26 protein-coding genes and 1 tRNA gene are annotated in these 25,905 nt (G+C 71.1%); 21 read left to right on the top strand and 6 right to left on the bottom strand.

The window, feature by feature from the left end; all coding sequences use genetic code 11:
- The first annotated feature begins 41 nt into the window (after window positions 1–41).
- The 12 genes from ACWAUO_RS00930 (at window position 42) to ACWAUO_RS00875 (ending at window position 12,208) form a co-directional block, all read left to right on the top strand.
- A complete protein-coding gene (locus ACWAUO_RS00930; protein ID WP_460772303.1) occupies window positions 42–263 on the top strand; it encodes a DUF4244 domain-containing protein in 222 nt (73 codons plus the stop codon).
- Entirely contained in the window at window positions 260–592 is a 333-nt protein-coding gene (locus ACWAUO_RS00925; RefSeq protein ID WP_460772301.1) for a TadE family type IV pilus minor pilin, read from the top strand. Before ACWAUO_RS00930 ends, ACWAUO_RS00925 begins: the two co-directional genes overlap by 4 nt.
- Entirely contained in the window at window positions 592–915 is a 324-nt protein-coding gene (locus ACWAUO_RS00920; RefSeq protein WP_460772299.1) for an Rv3654c family TadE-like protein, read from the top strand. The genes ACWAUO_RS00925 and ACWAUO_RS00920 overlap by 1 nt, the downstream gene beginning before the upstream one ends.
- A complete protein-coding gene (gene topA, locus ACWAUO_RS00915) occupies window positions 912–3,713 on the top strand; it encodes a type I DNA topoisomerase (RefSeq protein ID WP_460772297.1) in 2,802 nt (933 codons plus the stop codon). Before ACWAUO_RS00920 ends, topA begins: the two co-directional genes overlap by 4 nt.
- The gene (gene tmk, locus ACWAUO_RS00910) at window positions 3,710–4,351 is read left to right on the top strand and encodes a dTMP kinase (RefSeq protein ID WP_460772295.1); all 642 of its coding nucleotides are present in this window, start codon (window positions 3,710–3,712) and stop codon (window positions 4,349–4,351) included. Before topA ends, tmk begins: the two co-directional genes overlap by 4 nt.
- Window positions 4,352–4,400: 49 nt before the next feature.
- Window positions 4,401–5,558, top strand: coding sequence for a DNA polymerase III subunit delta' (locus ACWAUO_RS00905; protein ID WP_460772294.1), 1,158 nt, complete (start codon window positions 4,401–4,403; stop codon window positions 5,556–5,558).
- Window positions 5,555–7,105, top strand: a complete 1,551-nt coding sequence (locus ACWAUO_RS00900; protein ID WP_460772292.1) for an alpha/beta hydrolase — start codon at window positions 5,555–5,557, stop codon at window positions 7,103–7,105. The genes ACWAUO_RS00905 and ACWAUO_RS00900 overlap by 4 nt, the downstream gene beginning before the upstream one ends.
- Window positions 7,106–7,174: 69 nt before the next feature.
- Window positions 7,175–7,247, top strand: a tRNA-Thr gene (locus ACWAUO_RS00895).
- A 255-nt stretch (window positions 7,248–7,502) separates the two neighbouring features.
- Window positions 7,503–8,828 carry a flavin monoamine oxidase family protein gene (locus ACWAUO_RS00890; protein ID WP_460772291.1) on the top strand — a complete coding sequence of 442 codons (1,326 nt, stop codon included), beginning with the start codon at window positions 7,503–7,505 and terminating at the stop codon, window positions 8,826–8,828.
- Window positions 8,829–8,869: 41 nt separating this feature from the next.
- Complete coding sequence (locus tag ACWAUO_RS00885; protein ID WP_460772289.1) at window positions 8,870–11,122, top strand: MMPL family transporter; 2,253 nt, start codon at window positions 8,870–8,872, stop codon at window positions 11,120–11,122.
- Window positions 11,119–11,697 (top strand): isochorismatase family protein, encoded by a 579-nt coding sequence (locus tag ACWAUO_RS00880; protein ID WP_460772288.1) that lies wholly within the window; start codon window positions 11,119–11,121, stop codon window positions 11,695–11,697. The genes ACWAUO_RS00885 and ACWAUO_RS00880 overlap by 4 nt, the downstream gene beginning before the upstream one ends.
- Before the next feature lie 163 nt (window positions 11,698–11,860).
- Window positions 11,861–12,208, top strand: a complete 348-nt coding sequence (locus ACWAUO_RS00875; RefSeq protein WP_460772286.1) for a histone-like nucleoid-structuring protein Lsr2 — start codon at window positions 11,861–11,863, stop codon at window positions 12,206–12,208.
- A 27-nt stretch (window positions 12,209–12,235) separates the two neighbouring features.
- Here ACWAUO_RS00875 and ACWAUO_RS00870 read toward each other — a convergent pair whose 3' ends face one another.
- The 3 genes from ACWAUO_RS00870 to ACWAUO_RS00860 form a co-directional block, all read right to left on the bottom strand.
- Entirely contained in the window at window positions 12,236–12,772 is a 537-nt protein-coding gene (locus ACWAUO_RS00870; protein ID WP_460772284.1) for a hypothetical protein, read from the bottom strand.
- A complete protein-coding gene (locus tag ACWAUO_RS00865) occupies window positions 12,769–14,001 on the bottom strand; it encodes a serine/threonine-protein kinase (RefSeq protein WP_460772282.1) in 1,233 nt (410 codons plus the stop codon). The genes ACWAUO_RS00870 and ACWAUO_RS00865 overlap by 4 nt, the downstream gene beginning before the upstream one ends.
- Before the next feature lie 129 nt (window positions 14,002–14,130).
- Window positions 14,131–14,724: a TetR/AcrR family transcriptional regulator gene (locus ACWAUO_RS00860; RefSeq protein WP_460772281.1), complete on the bottom strand. Its 594-nt coding sequence runs from the start codon at window positions 14,722–14,724 to the stop codon at window positions 14,131–14,133.
- Window positions 14,725–14,831: 107 nt separating this feature from the next.
- On the opposite strand from ACWAUO_RS00860, the gene ACWAUO_RS00855 reads away from it, so the two are divergent.
- The 8 genes from ACWAUO_RS00855 to ACWAUO_RS00820 all read left to right on the top strand — a co-directional run bounded on the left by ACWAUO_RS00855 (window position 14,832) and on the right by ACWAUO_RS00820 (window position 22,803).
- Entirely contained in the window at window positions 14,832–16,400 is a 1,569-nt protein-coding gene (locus ACWAUO_RS00855) for a carboxyl transferase domain-containing protein (RefSeq protein ID WP_460772279.1), read from the top strand.
- 5 nt (window positions 16,401–16,405) lie between these two features.
- The gene (locus ACWAUO_RS00850) at window positions 16,406–18,376 is read left to right on the top strand and encodes an acetyl/propionyl/methylcrotonyl-CoA carboxylase subunit alpha (RefSeq protein ID WP_460772278.1); all 1,971 of its coding nucleotides are present in this window, start codon (window positions 16,406–16,408) and stop codon (window positions 18,374–18,376) included.
- Window positions 18,373–18,849, top strand: coding sequence for a MaoC family dehydratase (locus ACWAUO_RS00845; RefSeq protein ID WP_460772276.1), 477 nt, complete (start codon window positions 18,373–18,375; stop codon window positions 18,847–18,849). Before ACWAUO_RS00850 ends, ACWAUO_RS00845 begins: the two co-directional genes overlap by 4 nt.
- Window positions 18,846–19,673 carry an HpcH/HpaI aldolase/citrate lyase family protein gene (locus tag ACWAUO_RS00840; protein ID WP_460772275.1) on the top strand — a complete coding sequence of 276 codons (828 nt, stop codon included), beginning with the start codon at window positions 18,846–18,848 and terminating at the stop codon, window positions 19,671–19,673. Before ACWAUO_RS00845 ends, ACWAUO_RS00840 begins: the two co-directional genes overlap by 4 nt.
- Window positions 19,670–20,833, top strand: a complete 1,164-nt coding sequence (locus ACWAUO_RS00835) for an acyl-CoA dehydrogenase family protein (protein ID WP_460772273.1) — start codon at window positions 19,670–19,672, stop codon at window positions 20,831–20,833. Before ACWAUO_RS00840 ends, ACWAUO_RS00835 begins: the two co-directional genes overlap by 4 nt.
- A gap of 72 nt (window positions 20,834–20,905) precedes the next feature.
- Window positions 20,906–22,030: a carboxylate-amine ligase gene (locus ACWAUO_RS00830; protein ID WP_460772272.1), complete on the top strand. Its 1,125-nt coding sequence runs from the start codon at window positions 20,906–20,908 to the stop codon at window positions 22,028–22,030.
- A 9-nt stretch (window positions 22,031–22,039) separates the two neighbouring features.
- Window positions 22,040–22,354 carry a DUF2277 domain-containing protein gene (locus ACWAUO_RS00825; RefSeq protein ID WP_460772270.1) on the top strand — a complete coding sequence of 105 codons (315 nt, stop codon included), beginning with the start codon at window positions 22,040–22,042 and terminating at the stop codon, window positions 22,352–22,354.
- Window positions 22,354–22,803 carry a VOC family protein gene (locus ACWAUO_RS00820; RefSeq protein ID WP_460772269.1) on the top strand — a complete coding sequence of 150 codons (450 nt, stop codon included), beginning with the start codon at window positions 22,354–22,356 and terminating at the stop codon, window positions 22,801–22,803. The genes ACWAUO_RS00825 and ACWAUO_RS00820 overlap by 1 nt, the downstream gene beginning before the upstream one ends.
- 1 nt (window position 22,804) lies before the next feature.
- Here the strand turns inward: ACWAUO_RS00820 and ACWAUO_RS00815 are convergent, their stop codons facing one another.
- Complete coding sequence (locus ACWAUO_RS00815) at window positions 22,805–22,972, bottom strand: hypothetical protein (protein ID WP_460772267.1); 168 nt, start codon at window positions 22,970–22,972, stop codon at window positions 22,805–22,807.
- A gap of 1,118 nt (window positions 22,973–24,090) precedes the next feature.
- Here ACWAUO_RS00815 and ACWAUO_RS00810 point away from each other — a divergent pair.
- Window positions 24,091–24,903 (top strand): trypsin-like peptidase domain-containing protein, encoded by an 813-nt coding sequence (locus tag ACWAUO_RS00810; protein WP_460772265.1) that lies wholly within the window; start codon window positions 24,091–24,093, stop codon window positions 24,901–24,903.
- A gap of 108 nt (window positions 24,904–25,011) precedes the next feature.
- Here the strand turns inward: ACWAUO_RS00810 and ACWAUO_RS00805 are convergent, their stop codons facing one another.
- Both ACWAUO_RS00805 and ACWAUO_RS00800 read right to left on the bottom strand, forming a co-directional pair.
- Window positions 25,012–25,203 carry an SHOCT domain-containing protein gene (locus ACWAUO_RS00805; RefSeq protein ID WP_460773270.1) on the bottom strand — a complete coding sequence of 64 codons (192 nt, stop codon included), beginning with the start codon at window positions 25,201–25,203 and terminating at the stop codon, window positions 25,012–25,014.
- Window positions 25,204–25,307: 104 nt separating this feature from the next.
- A complete protein-coding gene (locus ACWAUO_RS00800; RefSeq protein ID WP_460772264.1) occupies window positions 25,308–25,547 on the bottom strand; it encodes a hypothetical protein in 240 nt (79 codons plus the stop codon).
- Window positions 25,548–25,905 lie beyond the last annotated feature (358 nt).

Raw genomic sequence — 25,905 nt, 5'->3', positions numbered from 1 at the left:
TGACCGTGCCCACCACGTGCCCCGATACCCAAGGAGGAACCATGACCATCCGACCCATCAAGCCCGGCCGGGCGCTGCCGGCGTTGACCCGGCGGCGCGCCGCGCTGCTGTTCGCCGACGACACCGGCGCGGCCACCGCCGAGTACGCCATCGCGACGATGGCCGCGGTCGCATTCGCCGGCATGCTCGTGCTGATCATGCGCAGTGACGAGGTGCGCGGCATCCTCGAAGACCTCGTGCGCCGCGCGCTCACGGTCGAATGACCCGGCGGTGGGGTGACCGCGGCTCGGTCACGGCCGAGTTCGCGGTCACCCTCCCGGCCGTCCTGCTGGTCGTGGTGCTGGGCGTCGGCGCCCTCGCCGCGGGCGCCCGGCAGGTGCGGCTGCAGGATGCGGCGGCCGACGCCGCGCGCCTGCTCGCCCGCGGGGAGGACCCCGCCAGGGCGGACGGCGTCCTGCAGACGGCGGTGCCCGGCGCCGCCATCGCGACCGACCGGCCCGGCGACCTCGTCTGCGTCACCGCGACCGCTGGCGCCGGCATCCCGGGGCTCACCCTGCGGGCACGCTCCTGCGCGCTGGCCGGAGGCCTGTGATGGCCGGGACCGTCACCGCGGTCGCGGCGGTCGCCGCCGGGCTGGTGCTCACCGCCGGCCTCGCCGCGGTCGGCGGGGCCGCGGCCGGCGCGCAGCGGCTGACCGGCGCCGCCGACGCGGCGGCGCTCGCCGCGGCCGACGCCGCATCCGGCGCCGTCCCCGGGATCCCGTGCACGCGCGCCGCAGAGGTGGCGGCCGCGGGCGGGGCCGGGCTGCGGGACTGCATACTTGAGGGAGCCACCGCCACCGTCACGGTCGAGGCGCGGGTGCTGCGGTGGCGGATCGCCGCGACATCCCGCGCGGGTCCGCCCCCATCCCCATGACGTCGCCTCCCAGCCGGGGCCGCCGGACGGGTGTGTATGGTGTGCAACGACGAAAGGACCCACTGTTGGCACAGGGCGAGAAGACGAAGACCCGACACGGCAAGAAGCTCGTGATCGTCGAGTCGCCGACCAAGATGACCTCCATCCAGGGGTACCTCGGAGACGACTACCAGGTGCTGAGCTCGGTCGGCCACATCCGTGACCTTGCGAGCAAGAAGGACATCCCGGCGGACAAGAAGGCCGCCTACGGCAAGTACTCGATCGACGTCGAGAACGGGTTCGAGCCGTACTACGTCGTCAACGACCGCAAGACGAAGACCGTCGCCGAACTCAAGCGCGCCCTGAAGGACGCCGACGAGGTCCTGCTCGCCACCGATGAGGACCGCGAGGGCGAGGCCATCGCGTGGCACCTCCTCGAGGTGCTGAAGCCCAAGGTGCCGGTCAAGCGCATGGTGTTCCACGAGATCACCAAGGACGCGATCCGCCGCGCCGCCGAGAACACCCGTGAGCTCGACACCGCGCTCGTGGACGCGCAGGAGACCCGCCGCGTGCTCGACCGCCTGTACGGCTGGGACGTCTCGCCCGTGCTGTGGCGCAAGGTCGGCAGCGGCCGCGACGGCGCGGCGCTGAGCGCCGGCCGCGTGCAGTCCGCCGCCACCCGCATGGTCGTCGACCGCGAGCGCGAGCGCATGGCGTTCGTCGCCGCGTCCTACTGGGACATCCAGGCGCTCGCCGCGCACGCCGACCGCGCCGACGAGACCTTCCAGATCCGGCTCGCCCGCATCGACAACGCCCCGCTCGCCCGCGGCGGCGACTTCGACGACCTCGGCAAGCTCAAGAAGGCCGTCGTCGTGCTGAGCGAGTCCGACGCCCGCGCGCTCGCCGCGGCGGTCACGGCCGCCGGCACGGCGACCGTGTCGAACCTCGAGTCGAAGCCCGGCACCCGCAGCCCCAAGGCGGCCTTCATCACCTCGACCCTCCAGCAGGAGGCCGGCCGCAAGCTCTCGATGAGCGCGAAGCACACCATGAGCGTGGCGCAGCGTCTCTACGAGAAGGGGTACATCACCTATATGCGCACCGACTCGGCCTCGCTGTCGAGCCAGGCGATCCAGGCCGCCCGTGCGCAGGCCGTCGCCCTCTACGGCGACAAGGCCGTGCCGGCGAACCCCCGCGTCTACAAGAGCAAGAGCAAGAACGCGCAGGAGGCGCACGAGGCGATCCGTCCCTCGGGCGAGACCTTCCGCACGCCCAGCGAGGTCGCCGGTCAGCTCGACCGCGACGAGCAGCGGCTCTACGACCTCATCTGGAAGCGCACGATCGCCAGCCAGATGTCGGACGCGAAGTACGAGACCACCACCGTGACCCTCGCGGTCGACGCCGACGGCAAGAAGCTCGAGTTCACCGCATCCGGCACCGTCTACACCTTCAAGGGCTTCCTCGAGGCCTACGAGGAGGGCCGCGACGAGAAGCGGTCGGATGCGGACAAGGCCGACGACCAGTCGCTGCCCGCCCTCGCCGTCGGCGACACCCTCCGCACGAGCGACGTGGAGCCCAAGGGCCACACCACGAGCCCCAAGCCGCGCTACACCGAGGCGAGCCTGGTGAAGGCGCTCGAGGAGAAGGGCATCGGCCGCCCCTCGACGTTCGCGAGCATCATCGACGTGATCCTCGACCGCGGCTACGTCACCAAGCGCGGGCAGGCGCTCGTGCCGAGCTGGCTCTCGTTCAGCGTGGTGCGCCTGCTGGAGGAGCACTTCTCCGACCTCGTCGACTACGACTTCACCGCCGCGCTCGAGGACGACCTCGACGCCATCGCCCGCGGCGAGCAGCGCCGTGAGGAGTGGCTGCGCGACTTCTACTTCGGATCGGAGTCGCACGTGGGCCTGCGCAACATCGTCGACAACCTCGGCGACATCGACGCCCGGGAACTGAACTCGACCCGGATCGGCGACGTCGCGACGCTCCGGTTCGGCAAGTACGGCCCCTACCTCGAGGTGCCCGACCCGAACGACCCGGAGAAGCGCCGGATCGTGAACGTGCCGGAGGACCTGGCGCCGGACGAGCTCACCCCCGCCAAGGCGCAGGAGCTCATCGACGCCCCCGTCGCGGGCGACCGCGTGCTCGGCGAGAACCCCGCGAACGGCAAGCTCGTCGTCGTGAAGGACGGCCGGTTCGGACCGTACGTCGAGGAGACCGACCCGGTCGACCCCGACGCGGTCGACGAGGCCACCGGTGAGGTCGAGGAGAAGCCGAAGAAGAAGACGGCGAAGAAGGACGCGCCCAAGCCCCGCACCGCGTCGCTGTTCAAGAGCATGTCGGTCGACACCGTCGACCTGGAGACGGCGCTCAAGCTGCTCGACCTGCCCCGCGTCGTCGGCGTCGACCCCGCCACCGGCGAGGAGATCACCGCGCAGAACGGCCGGTACGGCCCGTACCTGAAGAAGGGGACGGACTCCCGCTCGCTCGACAACGAGCAGCAGATCTTCGACCTCACCCTCGAGGAGGCGCTGGAGCGCTACGCGCAGCCGAAGTACGGTGCTCGCCGTGCATCGAGCGCCCTGAAGGAGTTCGACGCCGACCCGGTCAGCGGCAAGCCGATCAAGGTGAAGGACGGCCGCTTCGGTCCGTACGTCACCGACGGTGAGACGAACGCCACGATCCCGCGCGGCGAGACCGTCGAGGACGTCGACTTCGAGCGTGCCAAGCAGCTGCTCGCGGACAAGCGTGCCAAGGGACCGGCCAAGAAGCCCGCCCGCAAGAGCACCACGACCCGCAAGCCGGCGGCGAAGAAGAAGTGAGCGCCGAGGCCGCATCCGCACCCCGAGGGGTCTGGATCACCCTCGAGGGCGGCGACGGCGTGGGCAAGACGACCCAGGCCGCGCTCCTCGAGGAGTGGCTCGTCGGGCAGGGGCGCACGGTCGTGCGCACCCGTGAGCCCGGTGGCACCGAGGTGGGCGTGCTGGTGCGCGACATCGTGCTGCACCACCGCGGCGAGGTCGCGCCGCGCGCCGAGGCGCTGCTGTACGCGGCCGATCGCGCGCACCACGTCGCGACGCTCGTGCGGCCGGCGCTCGCCCGTGGCGAGGTCGTGCTGCAGGACCGCTACCTCGACTCCTCGGTCGCGTACCAGGGGGCAGGCCGCGTGCTGGATGCGGAGGAGGTGCGCCGGCTGTCGCTCTGGGCGACCGAGGGTGCGCTGCCCGACCTCACCGTGCTGCTCGACCTCGACCCGTCGGTCGCGCGGCGCCGGCTCGACGCCGCCGACAAGCCGTTCGACCGGCTGGAGGCCGAGGCGGCCGAGTTCCATTCCCGGGTGCGGGAGGCGTTCCTGGCGCTCGCGGACGCCGAGCCCGACCGGTTCGTCGTCGTCGACGCATCCCGTCCGGTCGCCGAGATCGCGGCGGCCGTGCGTGCGCGCGTCGCAGCGATCCTCTGATCCGCACTCCGCCCACGCGGGCGTCGGAGCCCACGGTTAGGCTGGTCGCATGACCTCCACGGCGATCGAGACGGACGTGCCGTGGGGTGAGGTCTGGGGGCAGCCCGACGCCGTGCGGATGCTGCAGCAGGCCGCCGCCGACCCGCGCGCGGCCAGCCACGCCTGGCTCATCACCGGCCCGCCCGGATCGGGCCGTTCCACGCTCGCCTACGCGTTCGCGGCGGCGCTCATCGCCGAGCCCGGCGACGAGGACGCGATGCGCCAGGTGCTCGCCCACACGCATCCGGATCTCACCGCGCTGCGGACGGAGCAGGTCGTCATCCGCATCGAGGAGGCGCGGCGCCTCGTCGAGCGCGCCTACTACGCCCCGTCGATCGGCCGGTACCGCGTCATCGTCATGGAGGACGCCGACCGCATGGCCGAGCGCACGTCGAACGTGCTGCTGAAGGCCCTCGAGGAGCCGCCGGAGCGCACGGTGTGGATCCTGTGCGCACCGAGCGACGCCGACCTGCTCCCGACCATCCGCTCCCGCGTCCGTACCGTGCGGCTGCGCGACCCCGACGTCGACGACGTCGCGCGGCTGGTCGCGCAGCGCACCGGCGCGGAGCCCGCGATCGCCCGCCAGGCGGCCCGCCATGCGCAGCGCCACATCGGCATGGCGCGGCGCCTCGCAACCGACGAGGCGGCACGCGAGCGCCGCGACCGGACGCTGCGGGCCGTGCTCGGCGTGCGCGGCGTCGGTGACGCCGTCGAGGTGGCCGGGCAGATCGTGCAGGTCGCGACCGAGGACGCGAAGGCGCTCACCGCCGAACGCGACGAGGCCGAGCGGGCGGAACTCCTGCGCATGGTGGGGGTGCCCGAGGGTGCCGCGGTGCCACCGGCCGTGCGGTCGCAGCTCAACGCCCTCGCCGACGAGCAGAAGCGCCGGGCCACACGGAGCCTGCGCGACGGCATCGACCGGGTGCTCACCGACCTGCAGTCGCTGTACCGCGACGTCGTCATGCTGCAATTCGGCCGCGCGGACGACCTCGTCAACGAAGAACTCGCCGCCGAGCTCACCGCGCTCGCGGAGACCTGGCCCACGACCCGCACCCTCGCGGTGCTCGACCAGCTCGCCGTGACCCGCCGCAACCTCGAACGCAACGTCGCGCCCGTGCTCGCCGTGGAGAGCCTGCTGATCACGGTCGCCACCGGAAGGACGCCATGAGCACGCTCCGTCGCAGCACCGCCCGCCTCGTCGCCGTCGTCGCAGGGCTCGCCGCGGCGAGTCTCACCCTCACCGGGTGCCTGTTCTCGCTCAAGGAGGCGCCCGAGACGACGGGCACGAGCGCCCCGGCCGCCACGGACGGGATCGCCGAAGACCTGCTCCCGTTCTACGAGCAGCGGCTGGAGTGGACCGACTGCGGCGACGGCTTCGACTGCACCACCGTGCGTGCCCCGCTCGACTGGGCCGACCCCGACCTCGGCGAGATCGACCTGGCCGTCGTGCGGCACCGCGCGACCGGGGGCGACCCGATCGGGTCGCTCCTGACGAATCCGGGCGGCCCGGGCGCGAGCGGCATCGAGCTCGTCCGCGACTCGCTCGACTTCGCCGTCGGTACCGAGCTGCCGGCCCGGTACGACGTCATCGGCTTCGACCCCCGCGGGGTCGGCGACTCGACCGCCGTGCAATGCCTCGACGCGCCCGAGATGGACGCGTACCTGTACGACATCCCGCCGGGCACGCGGAACTCGGCCGAGTGGAACGCGGCGCTGGAGGAGCGGGCGGCGATGTTCGCCGACGCGTGCGAGGAGAACTCGGACGGCATCCTCGAATTCATCACCACGGAGCAGGCCGCCCGCGACCTCGACCTCCTCCGCGGTGTGCTCGGCGACGACACGCTCAACTACCTCGGGTACTCCTACGGCACCTTCCTCGGCGCCACCTACGCGAAGCTCTTCCCGGAGCGTGTGGGCCGGCTCGTCCTCGACGGCGCGATCGACCCGGCGGTCTCCGGCACGGGCGTCGGCACCGCGCAGGGTGTCGGCTTCGAGCAGTCGCTGCGGGCGTACATGGCGAACTGCCTGGCCGGGCGCTCGTGCCCGTTCACCGGTTCGGTCGACCAGGCCATGGCGCAGCTCGGTGAGATGCTCGCGGCCGTCGACGCGGCACCGCTGAAGAACACCGACGGCCGGATGCTGGGCGGCGACACACTCCTGACCGCTATCGTCACGGCGCTCTACTCGCAGGGCAACTGGCCCTACCTGACCACGGCGCTGGCCGACGTCGCGGAGGGCGACCCCGCGGTCGCGTTCCAGCTCGCCGACTTCTACAACGCCCGCTCCGGCGGCGGCTACCTGGACAACTCGACCGAGGCGTTCACCGCGTACAACTGCATGGACTACCCGGTCGCCGACGCCGAGGAGGAGGCGGCCTCATCCGAGCTCCTCGCCCAGCAGGCGCCGACGGTCGCGCCGTACTGGGAGTCCGACGTGGACGGGTGCGCCTCCTGGCCGTACCCGCCGACCGGCGTCCGCGAGCCGATCGCGGCCGAGGGTGCCGCGCCGATCGTCGTCCTCGGCACCACCGGCGACCCCGCCACCCCGTACGAGTGGTCGGTCTCCCTCGCCGAGCAGTTGAGCTCCGGGGTGCTCGTCACCCGTGTGGGGGAGGGCCACACCGGATACAACAAGGGCAACGCCTGCGTCGACGACGCGATCGAGGCCTACCTGCTCGACGGCGTCGTCCCCGAGGACGGCCTCCGCTGCGAGTGACCCGCGCGTTCGCGGGCACCCGTTCGACCATGTAAGATCGTTGATCGTGCATCGCCTCGTGCGAAGCGCGCCACCTTAGCTCAGACGGCAGAGCGATTCACTCGTAATGAATAGGTCAAGGGTTCGATTCCCTTAGGTGGCTCAGCACACGAAGACCGCGGAGGGATCCGCGGTCTTCGTCGTTCCGGCGCTGACATCCTCGCTCCCGCGCGACCGACCGCAGCCCGCGCCGACCCACCCCCTTTCCTGCGAGCCACCCCCTTTTCCGCGGTGGAAAGAGGGGTGGCTCGCAGAAAGAGGGGTGGCTCGGCGGAAGGGCGCGGGATGCGGGACGCACACGCGCGCGGAACCGCGAGCGGCACGCGGGGGAGGGTGGCGCTTCTGCCAGAGTTGAGCCATGGAAACCTGGGACACGATCGTCGTCGGTGCGGGCATCAGCGGGGTCACGGCGGCGAACCTGCTGTCGGGCCGCGGCCGCAAGGTCGTCGTGCTGGAGGCGCGCGACCGCGTCGGTGGTCGTACCTTCACCGACCACCACACCGGCGTGAGCCGCCCGATCGACGTCGGTGCGTCGTGGATCCACGGCATCGACGGCAACCCGCTCATGCCGCTCGTCGAGGCGTTCGACGTCGCGACCACCGAGTTCACCGTCGGCAGCTTCCAGCCCGACGGCCGCCCGATCGCGACCTACGGCCCCGACGGGCACCGCCTCGACGAGGCCGAGGCCGCGCAGTGGGTCGCCGACATCGAGACGATCAATGCGGCCGTCGCCGAGCTCGTCGCCCCGCTGCCTCCCGGTACCTCCTTCGAGGTCGTCGCCGAGCAGGCGCTCGCCGCGACCGGCTGGGACGCGGAGCGGCAGGAGCGGGTGCGCGAGTTCCTGCGCCACCGCATCGAGGAGCAGTGCGGCGGCTGGATCGGCGACCTCGACGCGCACGGCCTCGACGGTGACGCCATCGACGGCGACGAGGTCGTCTTCCCGAACGGGTACGACGTGTTCGCCCGGACGCTGGCGGAGGGGCTCGACATCCGGCTCGGGCACATCGTGCGCGAGGTCGTGTGGGCGCAGGAGGGTGTCGTGGTGCGCACCGACGACGCCGAGTTCCGTGCCGCGCAGGCGATCGTCACGGTTCCGCTCGGCGTGCTCAAGACGGACGCCATCCGGTTCGAGCCCGCACTCCCCGACGAGGTCGCGGGACCCATCGAGCGGCTCGGCTTCGGGCGCTTCGAGAAGCTCTTCCTGGAGTTCGCGGAACCGTTCTGGGATGCGGACGTCTACGCCGTCCGGCAGCAGGGCGAGCGCGGGCTGCGCTGGCACTCCTGGTACGACGTGACCCGGAACGCCGGTGTCCCGATGCTGCTCACGTTCGCCGCCGGGCGTTGGGCGGAGCTCGCCCGTGAGGAGGGGAAGGCGGCGACGGTCGCGTCGGCCCTCGACGCGCTCCGCGCCATCTACGGCGACGCCGTGCCGGAGCCGGTCGGTGTCCACCTCACGGAGTGGGGTGTGGATCCGTTCGCTATGGGGTCGTACTCGTACGTGGCGCGCGGCGGGTCGTACGAGGACCACGACCGCCTCGCGGGTCCGGTCGGCGGCGTGCTGCACTTCGCGGGTGAGGCGGCCACCGACGAACCCGCCACCGTCCACACCGCGCTGCTGTCGGGTGCGCGTGCGGCCGAGCGCGTGCTCGGAGAGTCGATCGACCTGGCGGAACTGCGCGACTGAGCGATTTCCCAAACATGCAGATTGCTAGATAAGCTATCTACATGACGAACCTACGATCTCGCGATCGACAGCCCACCCGGTGGCTGCGTATCGGCATCCCCGTGCTGCTCGTGCTCATCTGGCTGGTGGGAGGCGGGATCGGCGGTCCGTACTTCGGCAAGGTCAGCGAGGTGTCCACCAACGACTCCTCGGCCTACCTGCCCGACAGCGCCGCCTCGACCCAGGTGCAGGACCGCCTGAGCGACTTCGCCGGGGGCGACTCGATCCCCGCGATCGTGGTCATCGCCGGTGACGGCGAGCTCACGGAGGACCAGCTCGCGGACATCCAGACCGTCGCCGACGACCTCGTCGAGATCGACGGCGTCGCAGACGAGATCTCGCCGCCCGTGCCGTCGGAGGACGGCGAGGCGGTGCAGCTCATCGTGCCCCTCGACAGCTCCGGCGACATCGGCGACATCGTCGCGGAGGTCCGGACCCTGCTCGGCGACGAGCTCCCCACCGGTCTCGAGGGATGGGTGACCGGTCCCGCCGGCTTCACCGCCGATCTCGTCGAGGGCTTCACCGGCATCGACGGCCTGCTCCTCGGGGTCGCGCTCCTCGCCGTGTTCGTCATCCTCGTCATCGTCTACCGGTCACCGCTCCTGCCACTGCTCGTGCTCATGACCTCGGTGTTCGCGCTCTGCGTCGCGCTCCTGACGGTCTGGTGGCTCGCGAAGGCCGGCATCGTCGTGCTGAACGGCCAGGTGCAAGGCATCCTGTTCATCCTCGTCATCGGTGCCGCGACCGACTACGCACTGCTGTACGTCGCCCGCTTCCGGGAGGCCGTCGGCACCGGCGCGCGCCGCTGGCCCGCGGCGCTCACGGCATGGAAGGGCGCGTTCGAACCGATCATCGCGTCCGGCGGCACCGTCATCGCGGGTCTCCTGTGCCTCCTGCTCTCCGACCTCGCGACGAACCGTGCGCTCGGCCCGATCGCCTCGATCGGGATCGTGTTCGCCATGCTCTCGGCGCTCACGTTCCTCCCCGCACTCCTCGCGATCTTCGGCCGTGCCGCGTTCTGGCCGTTCATCCCCAAGGGTGACGGCAACCGCATCCCGGACGACTTCGAGAAGCCGGTCAAGGGCGTCTGGGCGAAGCAGGCGCGGTTCGTCGCCCGCCATGCCCGCCCGGTGTGGATCGTCTCCACGGTGGTGCTGCTCGTCGCCGCCGCGGGCGTGCTGCAGCTGAAGGCCGACGGCGTCCCGTCGAGCGAACTCGTGCTCGGGCAGTCCGACGCCCGCGACGGCCAGAACGTGCTCGCCGAGCACTTCCCGGGCGGCTCGGGCAGCCCCGCCTACGTCATCGTCCCCGAGGGCGACCTCGACGAGGCGGCGACCCTGCTCGACGACGAGGCCGGCATCGACAGCCTCGCGGTGTTCTCCGAGGACTCCCCGAGCGGCCAGGCGCCGCTGACGATCGAGGACGGCGCGGTCGTGCTCACGGCGTTCGGTCCTCCCGGCACCGAGGCCCCGAAGCCCACCGTCAGCGACGGCGACGTCATGCTGCTCGCGACCCTCTCGGACGAGGCGGATTCCGCGGCGGCCGAGGAGACCGTGCGGCAGCTGCGCGTGGACCTCGACGAGACGTTCGGTGAGGGCAACGCCCTCGTGGGCGGCGTGACGGCGACCGACGTCGACACCAACGACACGTCGATCCGCGACCGCACGCTCATCATCCCGATCGTGCTCGTGGTGATCCTCATCATCCTGATGCTGCTGCTGCGCGCCGTGCTCGCGCCGGTGCTGCTGATCCTCAGTGTCATCGTGTCGTTCGCCTCGGCGCTCGGCGTGAGCGCGCTGGTGTTCAACAACGTGTTCGACTTCCCCGGCGCGGACCCCGCGGTGCCGCTCTACGGGTTCGTCTTCCTCGTCGCGCTCGGCATCGACTACAACATCTTCCTGATGACGCGGGTGCGGGAGGAGTCGATCGTGCACGGCACGCGCCGCGGCATCCTCCGCGGCCTCGTGGCGACCGGCGGGGTCATCACGTCGGCGGGCCTCGTGCTCGCGGCCACCTTCGCAGCGCTCGGGGTCATCCCGATCCTGTTCCTCGCGCAGCTGGCGTTCATCGTGGCGTTCGGTGTGCTGCTGGACACCTTCATCGTCCGGTCGCTGCTCGTCCCCGCCCTCGCGTACGACATCGGCAAGAAGATCTGGTGGCCGTCGAAGCTCTCGCGGATGCCGGACGACCCCGAATCCACGGATGCTGCGGACACGCGCACGCGGGCGGAACGTCGGCGTACCGTGGAGTCGTGACCAGAGCACTGTTCATCGTCGACGTCCAGAACGACTTCACCGAGCACGGTGCGCTCGGCGTGGAAGGCGGTGACGCGGTCGCAGGCCGCATCACCGCCTTCCTGGCATCGCATGCGGACGACTACGAGATCGTCGTCGCGTCGCGGGACTGGCATCACGGTGACGACGACAACGGCGGCCACTTCTCGGACGCGCCCGACTTCATCGACACCTGGCCGGTGCACTGCGTCGCCGGCACACCCGGCGCCGAGTACGACGACGGGTTCGACACGGCACGCGTCACGCACCACCTGAAGAAGGGGCAGGGCAAGCCCGCCTACTCCCTCTTCGAGGGTGTCGGCGACGACGGGCGGACCGCCACTCAGCTGCTCGACGAGCACGGGATCCTCGACATCGACATCGCCGGGATCGCGACGGACTACTGCGTGCGGGCATCGGCCCTCGACGCGATCGCGGCGGGCCGGCACGTCCGCATCCTCACCGACCTCATCGCCGGGGTGCATCCGGATTCGAGCGCGAAGGCGCTTGCGGAGATCGCCCACGCCGGCGGGGAACTCCTGTCCGCCGAGCAATAGTCGGCCCTTTCATCCGGGCGGGTGATATCGGGGGTGAGGCCCCGGGGCTTTTCCTGCGGCTTGTTGTTGCGGAATTGCATGGAATTCCCACTATTCTGGGTTTCGGAATACCGACCCCCGAATGCCGGAATTCCAATGCACCCCCAACTGAAAGCAGGAACCAATGGCAAAGAAGGTCACGGTTCAACTCGTGGACGACCTCGACGGCACGCCCATTCCCGAAGGGGAAGGCGGCACCGTCGTGTTCTCGATCGATCGCAAGAGCTACGAGATCGACCTTTCCGACGCGAACCAGGACAAGCTCCGCGACGCGCTCGCGCCCTACATCGACGCCGGTCGCGTCGTGTCGGCGGCGGCAGCGGCACCGCGGGCCCGTGCGGCATCGAAGCCGGCGTCCAACGGGCACGATCTGACCGCCGTCCGCGAATGGGCGCGGAAGAACGGCCACACGGTCTCGGACCGCGGTCGAATTCCCGCGAGCATTCTCGAGGCGTACGACGCCGCGAACTGAGCTCGCTTCAGGAAAAGGGAACGGTCCTCACCCGCCGTTCCCTTTTCCTTTTCCCTTCCCGTTGCCGTTGTTGTTCCCGGGACCGTTCCCATTGCTGTTTCCCGGGCCGTTCCCGTTGTTGTTCCCCGGCCCCTGATTCTCGTTCCCACCACCGGGATTCTCGGAATCATCGTCGCCCGAATCCCCGGAACCGGAATCATCGCCCGTCGGCTGTTCCACGATCGGTGCCGTCGCCTCGGGCGCCGGGGTCGCCGCCTGCAGCAGCGCGGCGAGGTCCTGGCGCACGAGGTCGAGGGCGGTCCGGATGCGGTCGGCCCGCGCCGCGCTGACCGTCCCCGCCTCGAGGGCTGCGGTGAGGTGCGTCTGCAGGGCGTCTGCGGTCGCGAGGGCGTTCGTGGGATCGCCCGCCGCGGCGAGTTCGGCGATCGTGGCCACCTCGTCCTGCAGCCGATCGGCGGTGGACGTGTTCAGGTCGGTACCGCCGGCGCATCCTGCGAGCCCGAGTGTGAGCACGGTCGCGAGCGCGCCCGCCCGGAGCCCCTGCATCCATCCGTCGGGGATCACGGTGTCACCGCCTCCATGAGGTCGTCGAGGTGTCCGCCGAGCGGCTCCTCGACGGCGGGAAGGGTCGGCGGCGCATCGTCGCTCGGGCGCGGCGACCGCGCGGCCCAGGCGATCCCTGCCGCGACGACGGCCGTGGCCACGAGGCTGCCGATGACCAGGAGCGGCCTCCGGGAACGGCGGTGGACTGGGGGCAGGACCTCCGTCGAGGTGGGCTCCGACGCGTCCGTCCCGGAGGGCGGCCGGCCGGCCTGATCGTCCGCCGGCGCGACGGGAACGGTCTCCGCGGTCGGCACCGGGACGCGATGCGCGGCCACGGTCTGCGCCGGGTCGAGCGGCGCGGTGTCGACGAGGGCGACAGGTGCCGATGCGGCGCCGACGGCCGGTGCGTGGGGGAGCCGCGCCGCCTCGGCGGCGACCTCGATGGCGCTCGGCCGCTCCGCCGGGTCGGTCGCCGTCATCGAGGCGAGGAGGGTACGCCACGCGGCCGGAACGGTGTCGGGGATGCGGGGAGGCCCGCTGAGCCGCGCCATGACCGCCTCGGGCGCACTCGGCTGGGGGAACGCCCGCTCGCCGGTGAGCGCCTCGAGGAGCACCAGGCCCATGGCGTACACGTCGGTCGCCGGTGTCACCGCGTCGCCGCGCGCCTGCTCCGGGGCGAGGTAGGCGGCGGTGCCGATGAGGGTGCCCGGCGTCGTCAGCCGGGTGGCGCCCGAGAGGTAGGCGATGCCGAAGTCGGCGAGCTTCACCCGGAACGCGCGGTCGGGGAGCGTCGAGGGCCAGGTGAGGATGTTCGACGGCTTGAGGTCGCGGTGCACCACGCCCGCCGCGTGCACGACGTGGAGGCCCTCGGCGAGTTCGGCCGCCGCGGCGGCGACCTCGCGGGGTGGCAGGGGGCCGGCGGCGATGTGCTCGCGCAGCGTGACACCCGGCACGTGCTCCATCACAAGGAACTGCGGCCCGTCGGGGAGCAGCACGGCGTCGTGCAGTGTGACGAGGGCGGGGTGGCTCACCGACGCCAGCAGCCGCATCTCGGAGCGTGCACGTGCGAGGTCGTCGTCGTCGCCCGCGCCGGCGCGGAAAAGCTTGATCGCGACGTCGCGGTCGAGGTGCTCGTCGGTGGCGAGGTAGACCCGCGCCATGCCGCCCTGCCCGAGCAGGGAGTGCAGCCGGTATCGCTCGGCGACGAGGTCGCCGACGTCGGGTGCATCGGTCGTGAACGGTTCGGTCATGATCGCGGCGGCCGTGCCCAGGGTCGGTGTGCGCGGCCACGGTCACTGTGGCACGCGGCGGGCTGCGGCGGACGCCCCTTGCGCGGACGCGCCGCGGTGCGTATGGCCCGGTGCGCCATGGCCTGCTCGCTACGGGACGGCGACCGCCGAGGCGAACAGCACCGCCTCGGCCGCCGCGGTGAGGACAGCGGCCGTCCGCTTGCGGCTCGTCCCCGCGCTGTGCGGCGTGGAGTTGAGCAACCCGAACAGCGCGTGCAGCAGCGTGCGGCGCTCGTCCGCCCGCATTCCGGGGTTCAGCTCGGCGAGCGGCGCGTCCCACGCCTGCACGTAGGCGCGCTGGAGCGCGCGGATGCGGCGGTTCGCGGCATCCGGAAGCGCGGTGAGCTCCCGGTCCTGGATGCGGATGATGTCGGGCTCGCTGAGGGCGAAGTCCACGTGGAACCCGATGAGCGCCTCGAGGAGCCGTCGTGGGTCGTCGATCTCGGCGGTGAGCTGCCGGGCGCCGTCGAGGAGTCGTTCGGACGTGTCGGCGAGGAGTTCCTCCAGCAGGGCGTCCTTGCTCGCGAAGTGCTTGTACAGCGCCGGGCCGCTGATGCCGACCGCCTCGCCGAGGTCGCCGGTCGAGACGGCGGCGAACCCGCGTGCCGCGAAGAGCGCGGCCGCGGCCGTCATGAGTTCGGCCCTGCGCTGCGCCTTCTGCGTCGCCCGCCAGGTCGCGGTCATGCGTCCTCCCGTCGTCCCGCTCATCCTAGGGCGAACGAACTGCTCCTTGCATCTTCCGGTGAACGGTCGCTAACCTGATTTCGGTTACTGAGCATTCATCGAAGTGGATGGTGGCGGTGGAGACGACGACGTACGCCGACCTGGTCGAGCAGCTGCGGGAGCGGCGCGCCCTGGTCGAAGCGGGGGGGCCGGCGCCCGCGCGGGAGAAGCACGTCGCGCGCGGCAAGCTGCTCGCCCGCGACCGCGTCGACGCGCTCCTGGACCGCGGCAGCCCGTTCCTCGAGGTGGCGCCGCTCGCCGCCTACGGGATGTACGGCGGCGACGCGCCCGCCGCCGGCGTCATCGCGGGGATCGGGCTCGTGCACGGGCGGCACGTGATGGTCGTCGCGAACGACGCGACCGTCAAGGGCGGCACGTACTTCCCGATGACGGTGAAGAAGCACCTGCGGGCGCAGGAGATCGCGGCCGAGAACCGGCTGCCGTGCGTGTACCTCGTCGACTCCGGCGGCGCGTTCCTCCCCATGCAGGACGAGGTGTTCCCCGACCGCGACCATTTCGGCCGCATCTTCTACAACCAGGCTCGCATGTCGCGCGACGGCATCCCGCAGATCGCCGCTGTCATGGGGTCGTCGACGGCGGGTGGCGCCTACGTGCCCGCGATGAGCGACGAGACGGTGATCGTGCGGAACCAGGGCACGATCTTCCTCGGTGGGCCGCCGCTGGTGAAGGCCGCGACCGGTGAGGTCGTGAGCGCGGAGGACCTCGGCGGCGGGGCCGTGCACACCCGTGTCTCCGGCGTCACCGACCACCTCGCCGAGAACGACGAGCACGCGCTGCAGATCGTCCGCGACATCATCGCGACGCTGCCGGCCGCGCGCCCGCTGCCGGAGGAACCCGCGCCGGTCGTCCCACCCGCGGCGGACCCAGAGACCCTCACCGAGGTCGTGCCGGTCGAGCTCACCGCGCCGTACGACGCCCGCGAGATCGTCGACCGTGTCGTCGACGGCGGCACGTGGCACGAGTTCAAGCGAGAGTACGGCGAGACCCTCGTCACCGGGTTCGCCCGGGTGCACGGCCGCCGCGTCGGCATCCTCGCCAACAACGGCGTCCTGTTCGGCGAGTCCGCGCTGAAGGGCGCCCACTTCATCCAGCTCTGCGACCAGCGCGGCATCCCGCTCCTGTTCCTGCAGAACATCACCGGGTTCATGGTCGGACGGGAGTACGAGGCGGGCGGGATCGCCAAGCACGGCGCGAAGATGGTCAACGCCGTCGCCACCGCATCCGTCCCGAAGCTCACGGTCGTCGTCGGCGGCTCGTTCGGCGCCGGCACCTATTCGATGTGCGGCCGTGCGTACTCGCCGCGGTTTCTCTGGCTGTGGCCGGGCGCTCGGGTGTCGGTCATGGGCGGGCCCCAGGCCGCATCCGTGCTCTCGACCGTCCGGCGTGACCAGATCGAGGCGAAGGGCGGCGAATGGAGCGCGGCCGAGCAGGCCGCGTTCGAGGCGCCGATCCGCGAACAGTACGAGCAGCAGGGGAGTCCGTACTACTCGACCGCCCGCCTGTGGGACGACGGCATCATCGAGCCCGCCCAGACGCGCGACGTCGTCGGCATGGCCCTCGACGTGTGCCTGCGCGCCCCCTTCGACGCGCCGGGCCATGGCGTCTTCCGGATGTGAGTGTCATGTTCCAGACCGTGCTCATCGCCAACCGCGGCGAGATCGCCTGCCGCATCATCCGCACCCTCCGGTGCCTCGGCATCCGGTCGGTCGCCGTCTACAGCGACGCGGATGCGGACGCCCGCCACGTGCGGCTCGCCGACACCGCTGTACGACTCGGCCCCGCGCCCGCCGCGCAGAGCTACCTCGACATCGACCGCGTCATCCGTGCCGCGCAGGCCACCGGCGCCGAGGCGATCCACCCCGGGTACGGGTTCCTCGCCGAGAACGTCGCGTTCGCCGAGGCGTGCGCGGCCGCGGGGATCGTGTTCATCGGCCCGGATGCGGACGCCATCCGCACCATGGGCGACAAGATCACCGCGAAGCTCGCCGTCTCGCGCCGCGGTGTGCCGACCGTCCCCGGCGTCGCGCGCCCGGCGATGACGGATGCGGAGCTCATCGCCGCCGCGGCCGAGGTCGGGTACCCGCTCCTCATCAAGCCGTCGGCGGGCGGCGGCGGCAAGGGCATGCACGTCGTCGAGCGCGAGGCGGACCTCGCCGCCGCGATCGGCGCGGCCCGGCGCGAGGCGGCCGCCGGGTTCGGCGACGACACGCTGTTCCTCGAGCGCTACATCTCGTCGCCCCGGCACATCGAGGTGCAGGTGCTCGCCGATGCGGCGGGCACCACGATCCACCTCGGCGAACGCGAGTGCTCGCTGCAGCGGCGGCATCAGAAGGTCATCGAGGAGGCGCCGTCGCCCCTGCTGGATGCGGCGACCCGCGCCCGCATCGGTGAGGCCGCCTGCGAGACCGCCCGGAGCGTCGGGTACCGCGGCGCCGGCACGGTCGAGTTCATCGTCGCCGCCGACCGCCCGGACGAGTTCTTCTTCATGGAGATGAACACGCGCCTGCAGGTCGAGCACCCGGTGACCGAGGAGGTGACGGGCGTCGACCTCGTCGAGCAGCAGCTGCGGATCGCCGCGGGGGAGCCGCTCGCACTGACCCAGGACGACGTGGCGCTGCGCGGACACAGCATTGAGGTGCGCCTCTACGCGGAGGACCCTGCGGCCGGGTTCCTCCCGACGGGCGGGCTCGTCGAGCACGTGCGGCACCCCGCGGGCACCGGCATCCGCGTCGACACCGCGATCGAGGACGGCCTGGTCGTCTCCACCGACTACGACCCGATGCTCGCGAAGCTCATCACGCACGGCGCCGACCGGGAGGAGGCCCGCCGCCGCATGGTCGCGGCGCTCGATGACACCGCCGTGTTCGGGTTCCCGACGAACGTGGAGTTCCTCCGGGTGCTCCTGCAGGTGCCCGCCGTGATCGCGGGCGACCTCGACACCGGACTCATCGCCCGCGAACTCGACCGCATCCGCTTCGCCGCCCCCGACGACCGCAGCCGGCAGGAGGCCGCGCTGCTCCTCGAGGCCGCGGCCACGCGCGGTGAAGGCCCGTGGGCGCGCGGCGACGGGTGGCGCCTCGGCGCACCCGCTGTGCGCGCCTACCGCTTCGCCGGCGCGGACGAGCCGGTGCGGCTCCTCGGCCGGGGCGACGCGCTCCGCGTGCTCGGACCGGACGGGCCGGTCGCCGCATCCGTCTCGTTCGCCGACGGCATCGCGCACGTGGCGATCGACGGCGCGGGGCGCACGTTCCCGGCCTGGATCGGGCATGACACGGTCGAGCTCCTCCGCGACGGTGCGGTGCTCCGGCACACGCTCGCCCGCCCGGCGTTCGGCGCCGAGGGCGAGGCCGACACCGACCCGACGCTCACCTCGCCCATGCCGGGCACGGTCGTGCTCACGCATGTGGCCGACGGTGACCGGGTGGCGGCGGGCGACCCGATCGTGGTGGTCGAGGCGATGAAGATGGAGCACGTCATCCGCTCCGCCGTCGCCGGCACCGTCTCGCTCCACACCCGCACCGGGGCCACCGTCGCACGCGGCGAACGCCTCGCCGTCATCGTCGCCGACAACGCAGAGGAGCACGCGGCATGAACGAACGCATCGTCCAGCGGGGCCTGTACTTCGACGAACTCGTCGAGGGCGCGGTCTACGTGCACGCACCCGGGCGCACGGTCACCGAGGCCGACAACGTGCTGTTCACCACGCTCACCATGAACACGCAGTCCCTGCACCTGGATGCGGCGTGGTCGGCCGAGACGGAGTTCGGCGAGCGGCTCGTGAACAGCATGTTCACGCTCTCCACGATGGTCGGGCTCTCCGTCTCGCAGCTGACCCAGGGCACCATCGTCGCGAACCTCGGGTTCTCCGAAGTCTCGTTCCCCGCGCCCGTGCGGGTGGGGGACACGCTGTACGCCGAGACCCGGATCGCGTCGAAGCGGGTGTCGTCGTCGCGGCCCGGGCAGGGGATCGTCGAGTTCGCGCACACGATGCGCAACCAGGACGGCACGGTCGTCGCCACCGCCACGAGGGCCACCCTCATGCTCGTCTCCCCGGAGGCGTCATGATCGACCTCGGCCCCGCGATCCTCTTCTGCCCCGCCGACCGGCCCGACCGGTACGCGAAGGCGGCCGCCGCCGCGGATGCGGTGATCCTCGACCTCGAGGATGCCGTCGCCCCGGCCGACAAGCCGGCCGCGCGGGCGAACCTCGCCGGCGCCGGGCTCGACCCCGCCCGGACGATCGTGCGGGTGAACCCGGCCGGCACCGCCGACCACGACGCCGACCTCGCGGCGCTCGCCGACACCGGGTTCCGCACGGTCATGCTCGCGAAGGCCGAGGACCCGGCGCAGTGCGACGCGCTCCACCAGGCGGGGCTCCGGGTCGTCGCGCTCTGCGAGACTGCCGCGGGCGTCGAACGCGCGGCGGAGCTCGCCCGCCACCCGGCGGTCGACGCGCTCATGTGGGGCGCCGAGGACCTCGTCGCGAGCCTCAGCGGCACCTCGAGCAGGTTCCCCGACGGGCGGTACCGCGACGTCGCCCGCTACGCCCGCGCCCGCGTCCTCATCGCGGCGGGTGCCGCCGGCGCGGTCGCCTGGGACGCCGTGCACCTCGACATCGACGACATCGACGGGCTGCGCGCCGAGGCCGAGGACGCCGCGGCGTCTGGCTTCGCCGCATCCGTCTGCATCCACCCCCGGCAGGTCGCCGTCATCCGCGAGGCCTACGCGCCCACCGCGGAGCAGGTCGCCGACGCCCGTGCGGTGCTCGACGCCGCCGCCGGGGAACCGGGCGTCTTCCGCTTCCACGGCCGCATGGTCGACGAACCCGTGCTGCGCCAGGCGCGGCGCACCCTCGCCCACGAGGCACGACAGAAAGAGGCACAGGCATGACCGGTTACACATCCGACTACGCCCTCACCGACGAGGAGACCGAGCTCGCAGGGATGGTGCGCGAGTTCGCCGACGAGGTCGTGGCCCCGAAGGCGTACGAGGCCGACCGCACGAAGACCCTGCCGCTCGACGTCGTCGCGCAGATGGGGGAGATGGGCCTGTTCGGCCTGCCGTTCCCGGAGCAGTACGGCGGGCAGGGCGGCGACTACTTCGCCCTCGGCCTCGCCATCGAGGGGCTCGCCCGCGTCGACCAGTCGATCGCGATCACCCTCGAAGCGGGGGTGAGCCTCGGCGCGATGCCGGTGTTCCGGTTCGGCACCGACGCGCAGAAGGAACAGCTGCTGCCCGACCTGCTCGCCGGGCGTGCGCTCGCCGGGTTCGGGCTCACCGAGCCGGAGGCGGGATCGGATGCGGGTGCCACCCGCACCACGGCGGACCTCCGCGACGGGGAGTGGGTGGTCAACGGGTCGAAGCAGTTCATCACGAACTCCGGCACCGGCATCACCCGGTTCGTCACCGTCACCGCCGTGACCGGCCGCACCGGCGACCGGAACGAGATCTCGACGATCATCGTGCCGAACGGCACCCCCGGCTTCACGGTGGAGCCCGCCTACGACAAGGTCGGCTGGCACGCCTCCGACACGCATCCGCTCACGTTCCAGGACGCCCGCGTGCCGGAGGAGAACCTGCTCGGGCAGCGCGGGCGGGGGTTCGCGAACTTCCTGCACATCCTCGACGAGGGCCGCATCGCGATCGCCGCGCTCGCGACCGGCGCCGCAGAGGGGTGTCTCGAGGCGGCGGTGGACTACGCCGGGAAGCGGACCGTGTTCGGCGAGCCGCTGTCGACCCGCCAGAGCATGCAGTTCCTCCTCGCGCGGATGCGGCAGCGCGTGCACGTCGCCCGTCTCGCCTGGCACCACGCGGCGCGCCTGCGCGACGCCGGCAAGCCGTTCAAGGTCGAGGCCGCGATGGCGAAGCTCACCGCGAGCGACGCGGCGATGGACAACGCCCGCGACGCCACGCAGATCTTCGGCGGCAACGGGTTCATGAACGAGTACCCGGTCGCGCGGCACTTCCGCGACTCGAAGATCCTCGAGATCGGCGAGGGCACGAACGAGGTACAGCTGCTGCTCATCGCCCGCGACCTCGGGGTCGCGTGACGGCGCAACCCCTTCCGGACCGGATGCCGGCGTCCTAGCCTGACGGCACGTCCACGAGGGGGTGACAGGTCGATGCGCACGCCACGCACGATGGGGGTCGAGGAGGAGCTGCTGCTCGTCGACAGGGCGACCTTCGAACCCGTTCCGCTGATCGCCGAGGCGCTCGCCGCGGCCGGTGCCGATGGGGCGTGGCTGCGGCACGAGCTCAAGCAGGAGCAGATCGAGGTGGCGACCCCGCCCGTCAGCCACCACACGGAGCTCGCGACGGCGATCGACGAGGCTCGGCGCATCGCGGACGCCGCGGCCCGTGCCGTCGGCGCCCGGGCGGTGCCGCTCGCCACCCCGCCCATGGTCTGCCGCACGCACCTGGTCGAGACCTCGCGCTTCCTCGCCATGCAGGACCCGTTCGGTGTCGTGCTCGACGAGCAGCTCACCGGCGGCTGTCACGTGCATGTGGCGATCGCCTCGCCGGACGAGGGGGTCGGGGTGCTCGACCGCATCCGCCCGTGGCTGCCGCTGATCCTCGCGCTGAGCGCGAACTCGCCGTTCTGGGGCGGACACGACACGTCGTTCGCGAGCTACCGCCAGCAGCTGTGGTGGCGGTGGCAGACGACCGGGCCGACGGAGCTCTTCGGCACCGCCGAGGCCTACCGTGCCGCGGTCGACGCCCTCATCGCGGGCGGCGTGACCATGGACGAGGGGATGGTCTACTTCGACGCCCGGCTGTCGAGCCACGTGCCCACCGTCGAGGTGCGGATCGCCGATGTGTGCCTCGAGGCGCAGGATGCGGTCACGATCGGCCTGCTCGTGCGCGCGCTCGTGACGCGGGCAGCGGCAGATTGGCGTGCCGGGGTCGCACCGTCGGCCATGCCGTCCGCGATCCTGCGCGCGGCGAGCTGGCGCGCGAGCCGGTGGGGCGTCGAGGGCGACCTGCTGCATCCGGACACCGGACGCATCGTGCCCGCCGCGGACGCCGTCGATGTGCTGCTGCGGCACGCGGCGAGCGGGTTCACGGACGACGCGGAACGGGCACGGGCGCATGCGGGGGTGGCGCGGATCCTTGCGCGCGGGTCGGGCGCGGCACGGCAGCGCGCCGCGCACGCCCGCGGCGGTGTGCGGGGGGTCATCGCGGAGGCGATCGCCCTGGGGCTCGGTGCGCATGAGGCACCCCTTGGAACGGGCCCTGCGGCGGCCTAGCCTGACCGCATGTGCCGGAACATCGTGCCGCTGAACAACCTCGCCCCGCCCGCCACCGACGAAGAGTGCCGCGACGCCGCGCTCCAGTTCGTGCGCAAGATCTCGGGGTCGACGAAGCCGTCGAAGGCGAACCAGGCGGTGTTCGACCGTGCCGTCGACGAGATCGCGCGGGCGACCCGGGCGCTCCTCGACGGGCTCGTCTCGCCCGCCCCGCCGAAGGACCGCGACGAGGAGGCCGCGAAGCGCCGCGCCCGCTCGGCCGACCGGTATGAGGCGCTCCGCGCGTACCAGGCCGACAAGCGCGCCGCCCGGGCCGCATCCTGATGGCGATCTCGTTCGTCAACGTCGGTATCGCGGTGCGCGATCTCGACGAGGCGGTGGCGTTCTTCACCGACCTCGGGATGCTCCTCGTCGGCGAGGACACGGTGAGCGGCGAGTGGGCAGACACCGCCGTGGGGCTCGACGGCAATCACGCGCGGATCGCGATGCTCGACACCCCCGACGAGAGCGGCCGCATCGAACTGTTCGAGTACCTCGACCCTCCGGGTGCGAACGAGGTGCCGCCGGCGCGGCCGAACGATATCGGCATGCACCGGGTCGCGCTCGCGGTCGACGACATCGACGCGGCGCTCGCGATCGCCGCGCAGCATGGGTGCCACCCGCTGCGCGGGGTGGCGCAGTACGGGGACCACTACCGGCTCACCTACCTGCGCGGGCCGAGCGGCATCATCGTGATGCTCGCGCAGGACCTGCACGCGACGCCGGGCGTCTAGGTCAGTCGCCGTCGAGGTCGAGCCCGCCGGGGGCGTCGACGGTCGGGGTCTCGTCGTCGACGACGATGAGCGCCGCGGTCGTCGTCGCGTCGCCCGGCCGGAGACCGGCGGACTGCAGGGCGCGGTCGATGGCCGCATCCAGTTCGGGATCACGTGCGTCGTCGGTCATGATGCCTCCCGGCGCCAGCGTATCCGCGGCGGTCGCGCGAGGGAACGGTTCAGTGGAGCGCTCCAGCGAGGGTGTCCGCACCGAGCGCGGCAAAGGTTGCATCGGCCGCCACGGCACGTGTCCTCGATCTGGCCCGATTCGGATCCCGTTTCGCGGAGCGGCCGGATGGGGAGGTTTGCGGCAGGGGACGGTGCGTGCGATCGGGGAGCTGCCGCAAGCAGTCACCGCCCTCGTCGAGTTCAACGTGCCGTTGCTCGACATCGGGACATGCTCAAGAACGTAGACTGCCCTCGCAGTCGTCGGCGACCTACCAGGGTAGGGACGACCGATCTCTGGTCGTCGCCCGCCGCCAGTGCCCCATCGAGTCTCTATCTGACTCGCAGGGCAGGAAGTACTTCATTGAGTGCAGTCCCAAGCTGGCTCATGTACTCCTCGCCAACGTTCAGGTCACGTCCCGCAGAATCTGTGAGGGTGATGAAGAAGTAGTCCACCCGGTTCGGGCATCCCAGCATGCGCCCTTCCCTGGCACGTCACTGGTCGACGGGAAGGTCTGCACGGATTGCAATAGCAGTGGATGTCCCTGCTTGAACCGAAGTCCGCCCGTTCCTAACTGGGCATGAGTCGGCGGTGAGCGACGACGCCGTCACCCTACTAGCGCGATGGTATTGAAGACGGCGATCGTGATCAACGTGTCACAGCCCTACCGGCTCCTGTGGCATCAAACGCGGCGGGGAGCGACGTAGCCATGCCCGGCGAGATCCTTTGGTCGCGCCGGCGTGGCTTCGATGTCGACCTGTCATGCCTTCCGCTGCGGGACGAACCTCTCGGCTACGACGGGCAGCCACGTCTCACGGTTCGAACGAGCGCCGTTTGGAGCGACGCCGGTCGAGGGGGCCGCGGGGACATGCGGCTCAACAGCTCCGGTCGGCTCGGGGCCCCAGTCCGTTAGTTCGCACGGCCTGCGCCGGGTCGGGCTTGATCCTCATCCGGGCAGTGCGCGCGGGGGCTGGGTAGCGCGCGTCTGTGGCTGTCCGGTTGAGGCTCCGTCGCCGGCACGAGGCGGTACACGCTGGCTTAGGTCGCGGCAGCATTTTCTGGTGCGTCCCTATCCTGATGGGGTGATCCGCCTCTCCGCACCATCTCTGATGTCCGTGTACCTCCGCGCGATTCGCCAGCGCGCCGATTCGGACGAGTGGGTGGTGCTAGGTACAGGAACCGGCTTCGTGGTCTTCAGCCACAAGAGGTCGTATCTCGTGACCAACTGGCACGTGATGACGGGGCGGGACCCGCTGACCGATGAACCGACGGGGAGTTCATCCGCGAAGCCGAGCTACATCGAGGCCCATGTAATCGTCGAGTCGGCTGCCGATCAACGACTCGGCAAGGTGCGCTACGACTTGCGGCTCTACGATGACGAGGGGCGAGCGCGGTGGCTCGTCCACCCAACGCTTGGTCGAGCGGTTGACGTCGTCGCGTTTGAATTTGGTCCGGCCTACCCGGCTCGCACCGAGGATTTCATGCCGTACGACGCGTCGGAGCCGGCCGACCCTGCGGCGTTCACCCCGACTTCGGAAGTGAGCATCGTTGGTTTTCCGTTCGACCTCGATCAACGAATCGATCTGCCTGTCTGGACACGTGCGAGTATCGCAACCGAACCCGAGTTGAACTTCGAGGGGAAGCCTTGCTTCCTCGTAGACGCGAAGGCTCGTCCTGGTCAGTCGGGTTCGCCAGTCATCGCGTACTGGACGCCGGAGCGGACTAAGCTCACGCAGCGGGGGAGCATTCAGATCGGCTCCGCCGAGTCCTGGGAGCTTCTCGGGGTCTACTCGGGGCGCATAACGAATACTTCGGACCTCGGGCGAGTGTGGAAGCGCGAGGCAATCCGGGCAGTGTTGGAAGGTGGCGCCGTGGACGACTACCGATTCGATTGAGTCAGCGCTATTGGCGATCGGCAACCGGGCGGTGCCCGCAGGTCGTGCTCTCACGGGGCGCCGGTCGCGTCTCAACTTCGGAGTGACCAGACTCGGAACCTTCGTCGTCTACAGACGACTGAGCAACTCAGCCTTCTTCGCCTCGAACTCTTCGGTTGTGAGAACCCCGCCATCGCGGAGCTCGCCGATCTTGTGGAGCGTCGCGACGATTTCGTCGGCTGAACTGGGCGGGACCGGCGGAGACGGGGGTGCGGTTGGCGCATTGGGCGAAGCATTCGGTACTCGGTGCTTCGCGTTCATCGCGGCTTTGACGGCGTCGAGGAACGCAGCGCACTCGTTCGGTGGCTGGAGCCACTTCACGTTGACCCGGCTACCAGACGCGTGGAAAGTGACGTGATGACCCATCATCGACTTGCCGTGCTCGAAAGATGAAATGTTGCCGAACGGGAACGACTCCAGATCAATCGCCCGAGCTTCTTTGCGTAGAACACGACTCGGCGATCGGTCGCGATAAGCACGCCGTTGCGAACGGTATCCTTCCCCATCAACTTGGCCTCGTAGGCTCCCATCTCCGCAGCCTCGACGACCTCGTCCGATTCCAGGTGCTGCCTGGCTTGCTCCATCAGCTTGTCTGCTTTGCCCATCCGATGCTCCTTCGTGCCGTCCAGGGATCACCGACATACGCGGCGTCGTCTGACGATGGCTACACCGAGCCTGTATGGACCCCGCTGCGGGCGATGCGCACTTATGGGGCGTCGCGGGCGGGCCGGGAGCGGTGCTATGGAGGTTCCGCCTGGGCTTAGCGAAGTAGCTGGTCGCCGGTGTGGGTCCGGTTCCTGTTGAGCCCGTGACGTCGCGAGTCCACTGCGTCCTTGGAGTGGCTCTCGGCTGTGTCGATGTCCCTGGTGGGTGTTGACGGGTCGAGGCTCGGAGCAGCGAGAAGCGCAAGAGGCCGGGCTCGACCCACGAGGCTCGACATTTCCCTGTGCCTGTTTGTCGCAT

Source organism: Microbacterium sp. GXF7504 (assembly GCF_054798235.1).
The sequence above is the reverse complement of the archived record's forward strand: the minus strand, read 5'-3'. Positions and strand labels throughout refer to the sequence as shown.

What these genes read in the sequence shown, in the direction of transcription:
- ACWAUO_RS00930 (WP_460772303.1), top strand. Translation starts at nt 42, where the DNA reads ATGACCATCCGACCCATCAAGCCCGGCCGGGCGCTGCCGGCGTTGACC.
- ACWAUO_RS00925 (WP_460772301.1), top strand. Translation starts at nt 260, where the DNA reads ATGACCCGGCGGTGGGGTGACCGCGGCTCGGTCACGGCCGAGTTCGCG.
- ACWAUO_RS00920 (WP_460772299.1), top strand. Translation starts at nt 592, where the DNA reads ATGGCCGGGACCGTCACCGCGGTCGCGGCGGTCGCCGCCGGGCTGGTG.
- topA (WP_460772297.1), top strand. Translation starts at nt 912, where the DNA reads ATGACGTCGCCTCCCAGCCGGGGCCGCCGGACGGGTGTGTATGGTGTG.
- ACWAUO_RS00905 (WP_460772294.1), top strand. Translation starts at nt 4,401, where the DNA reads ATGACCTCCACGGCGATCGAGACGGACGTGCCGTGGGGTGAGGTCTGG.
- ACWAUO_RS00900 (WP_460772292.1), top strand. Translation starts at nt 5,555, where the DNA reads ATGAGCACGCTCCGTCGCAGCACCGCCCGCCTCGTCGCCGTCGTCGCA.
- ACWAUO_RS00890 (WP_460772291.1), top strand. Translation starts at nt 7,503, where the DNA reads ATGGAAACCTGGGACACGATCGTCGTCGGTGCGGGCATCAGCGGGGTC.
- ACWAUO_RS00885 (WP_460772289.1), top strand. Translation starts at nt 8,870, where the DNA reads ATGACGAACCTACGATCTCGCGATCGACAGCCCACCCGGTGGCTGCGT.
- ACWAUO_RS00875 (WP_460772286.1), top strand. Translation starts at nt 11,861, where the DNA reads ATGGCAAAGAAGGTCACGGTTCAACTCGTGGACGACCTCGACGGCACG.
- ACWAUO_RS00865 (WP_460772282.1), bottom strand. Translation starts at nt 14,001, where the DNA reads ATGACCGAACCGTTCACGACCGATGCACCCGACGTCGGCGACCTCGTC.
- ACWAUO_RS00860 (WP_460772281.1), bottom strand. Translation starts at nt 14,724, where the DNA reads ATGACCGCGACCTGGCGGGCGACGCAGAAGGCGCAGCGCAGGGCCGAA.
- ACWAUO_RS00855 (WP_460772279.1), top strand. Translation starts at nt 14,832, where the DNA reads ATGGTGGCGGTGGAGACGACGACGTACGCCGACCTGGTCGAGCAGCTG.
- ACWAUO_RS00850 (WP_460772278.1), top strand. Translation starts at nt 16,406, where the DNA reads ATGTTCCAGACCGTGCTCATCGCCAACCGCGGCGAGATCGCCTGCCGC.
- ACWAUO_RS00845 (WP_460772276.1), top strand. Translation starts at nt 18,373, where the DNA reads ATGAACGAACGCATCGTCCAGCGGGGCCTGTACTTCGACGAACTCGTC.
- ACWAUO_RS00840 (WP_460772275.1), top strand. Translation starts at nt 18,846, where the DNA reads ATGATCGACCTCGGCCCCGCGATCCTCTTCTGCCCCGCCGACCGGCCC.
- ACWAUO_RS00835 (WP_460772273.1), top strand. Translation starts at nt 19,670, where the DNA reads ATGACCGGTTACACATCCGACTACGCCCTCACCGACGAGGAGACCGAG.
- ACWAUO_RS00830 (WP_460772272.1), top strand. Translation starts at nt 20,906, where the DNA reads ATGCGCACGCCACGCACGATGGGGGTCGAGGAGGAGCTGCTGCTCGTC.
- ACWAUO_RS00825 (WP_460772270.1), top strand. Translation starts at nt 22,040, where the DNA reads ATGTGCCGGAACATCGTGCCGCTGAACAACCTCGCCCCGCCCGCCACC.
- ACWAUO_RS00820 (WP_460772269.1), top strand. Translation starts at nt 22,354, where the DNA reads ATGGCGATCTCGTTCGTCAACGTCGGTATCGCGGTGCGCGATCTCGAC.
- ACWAUO_RS00815 (WP_460772267.1), bottom strand. Translation starts at nt 22,972, where the DNA reads ATGACCGACGACGCACGTGATCCCGAACTGGATGCGGCCATCGACCGC.
- ACWAUO_RS00805 (WP_460773270.1), bottom strand. Translation starts at nt 25,203, where the DNA reads ATGAACGCGAAGCACCGAGTACCGAATGCTTCGCCCAATGCGCCAACC.
- ACWAUO_RS00800 (WP_460772264.1), bottom strand. Translation starts at nt 25,547, where the DNA reads ATGGGCAAAGCAGACAAGCTGATGGAGCAAGCCAGGCAGCACCTGGAA.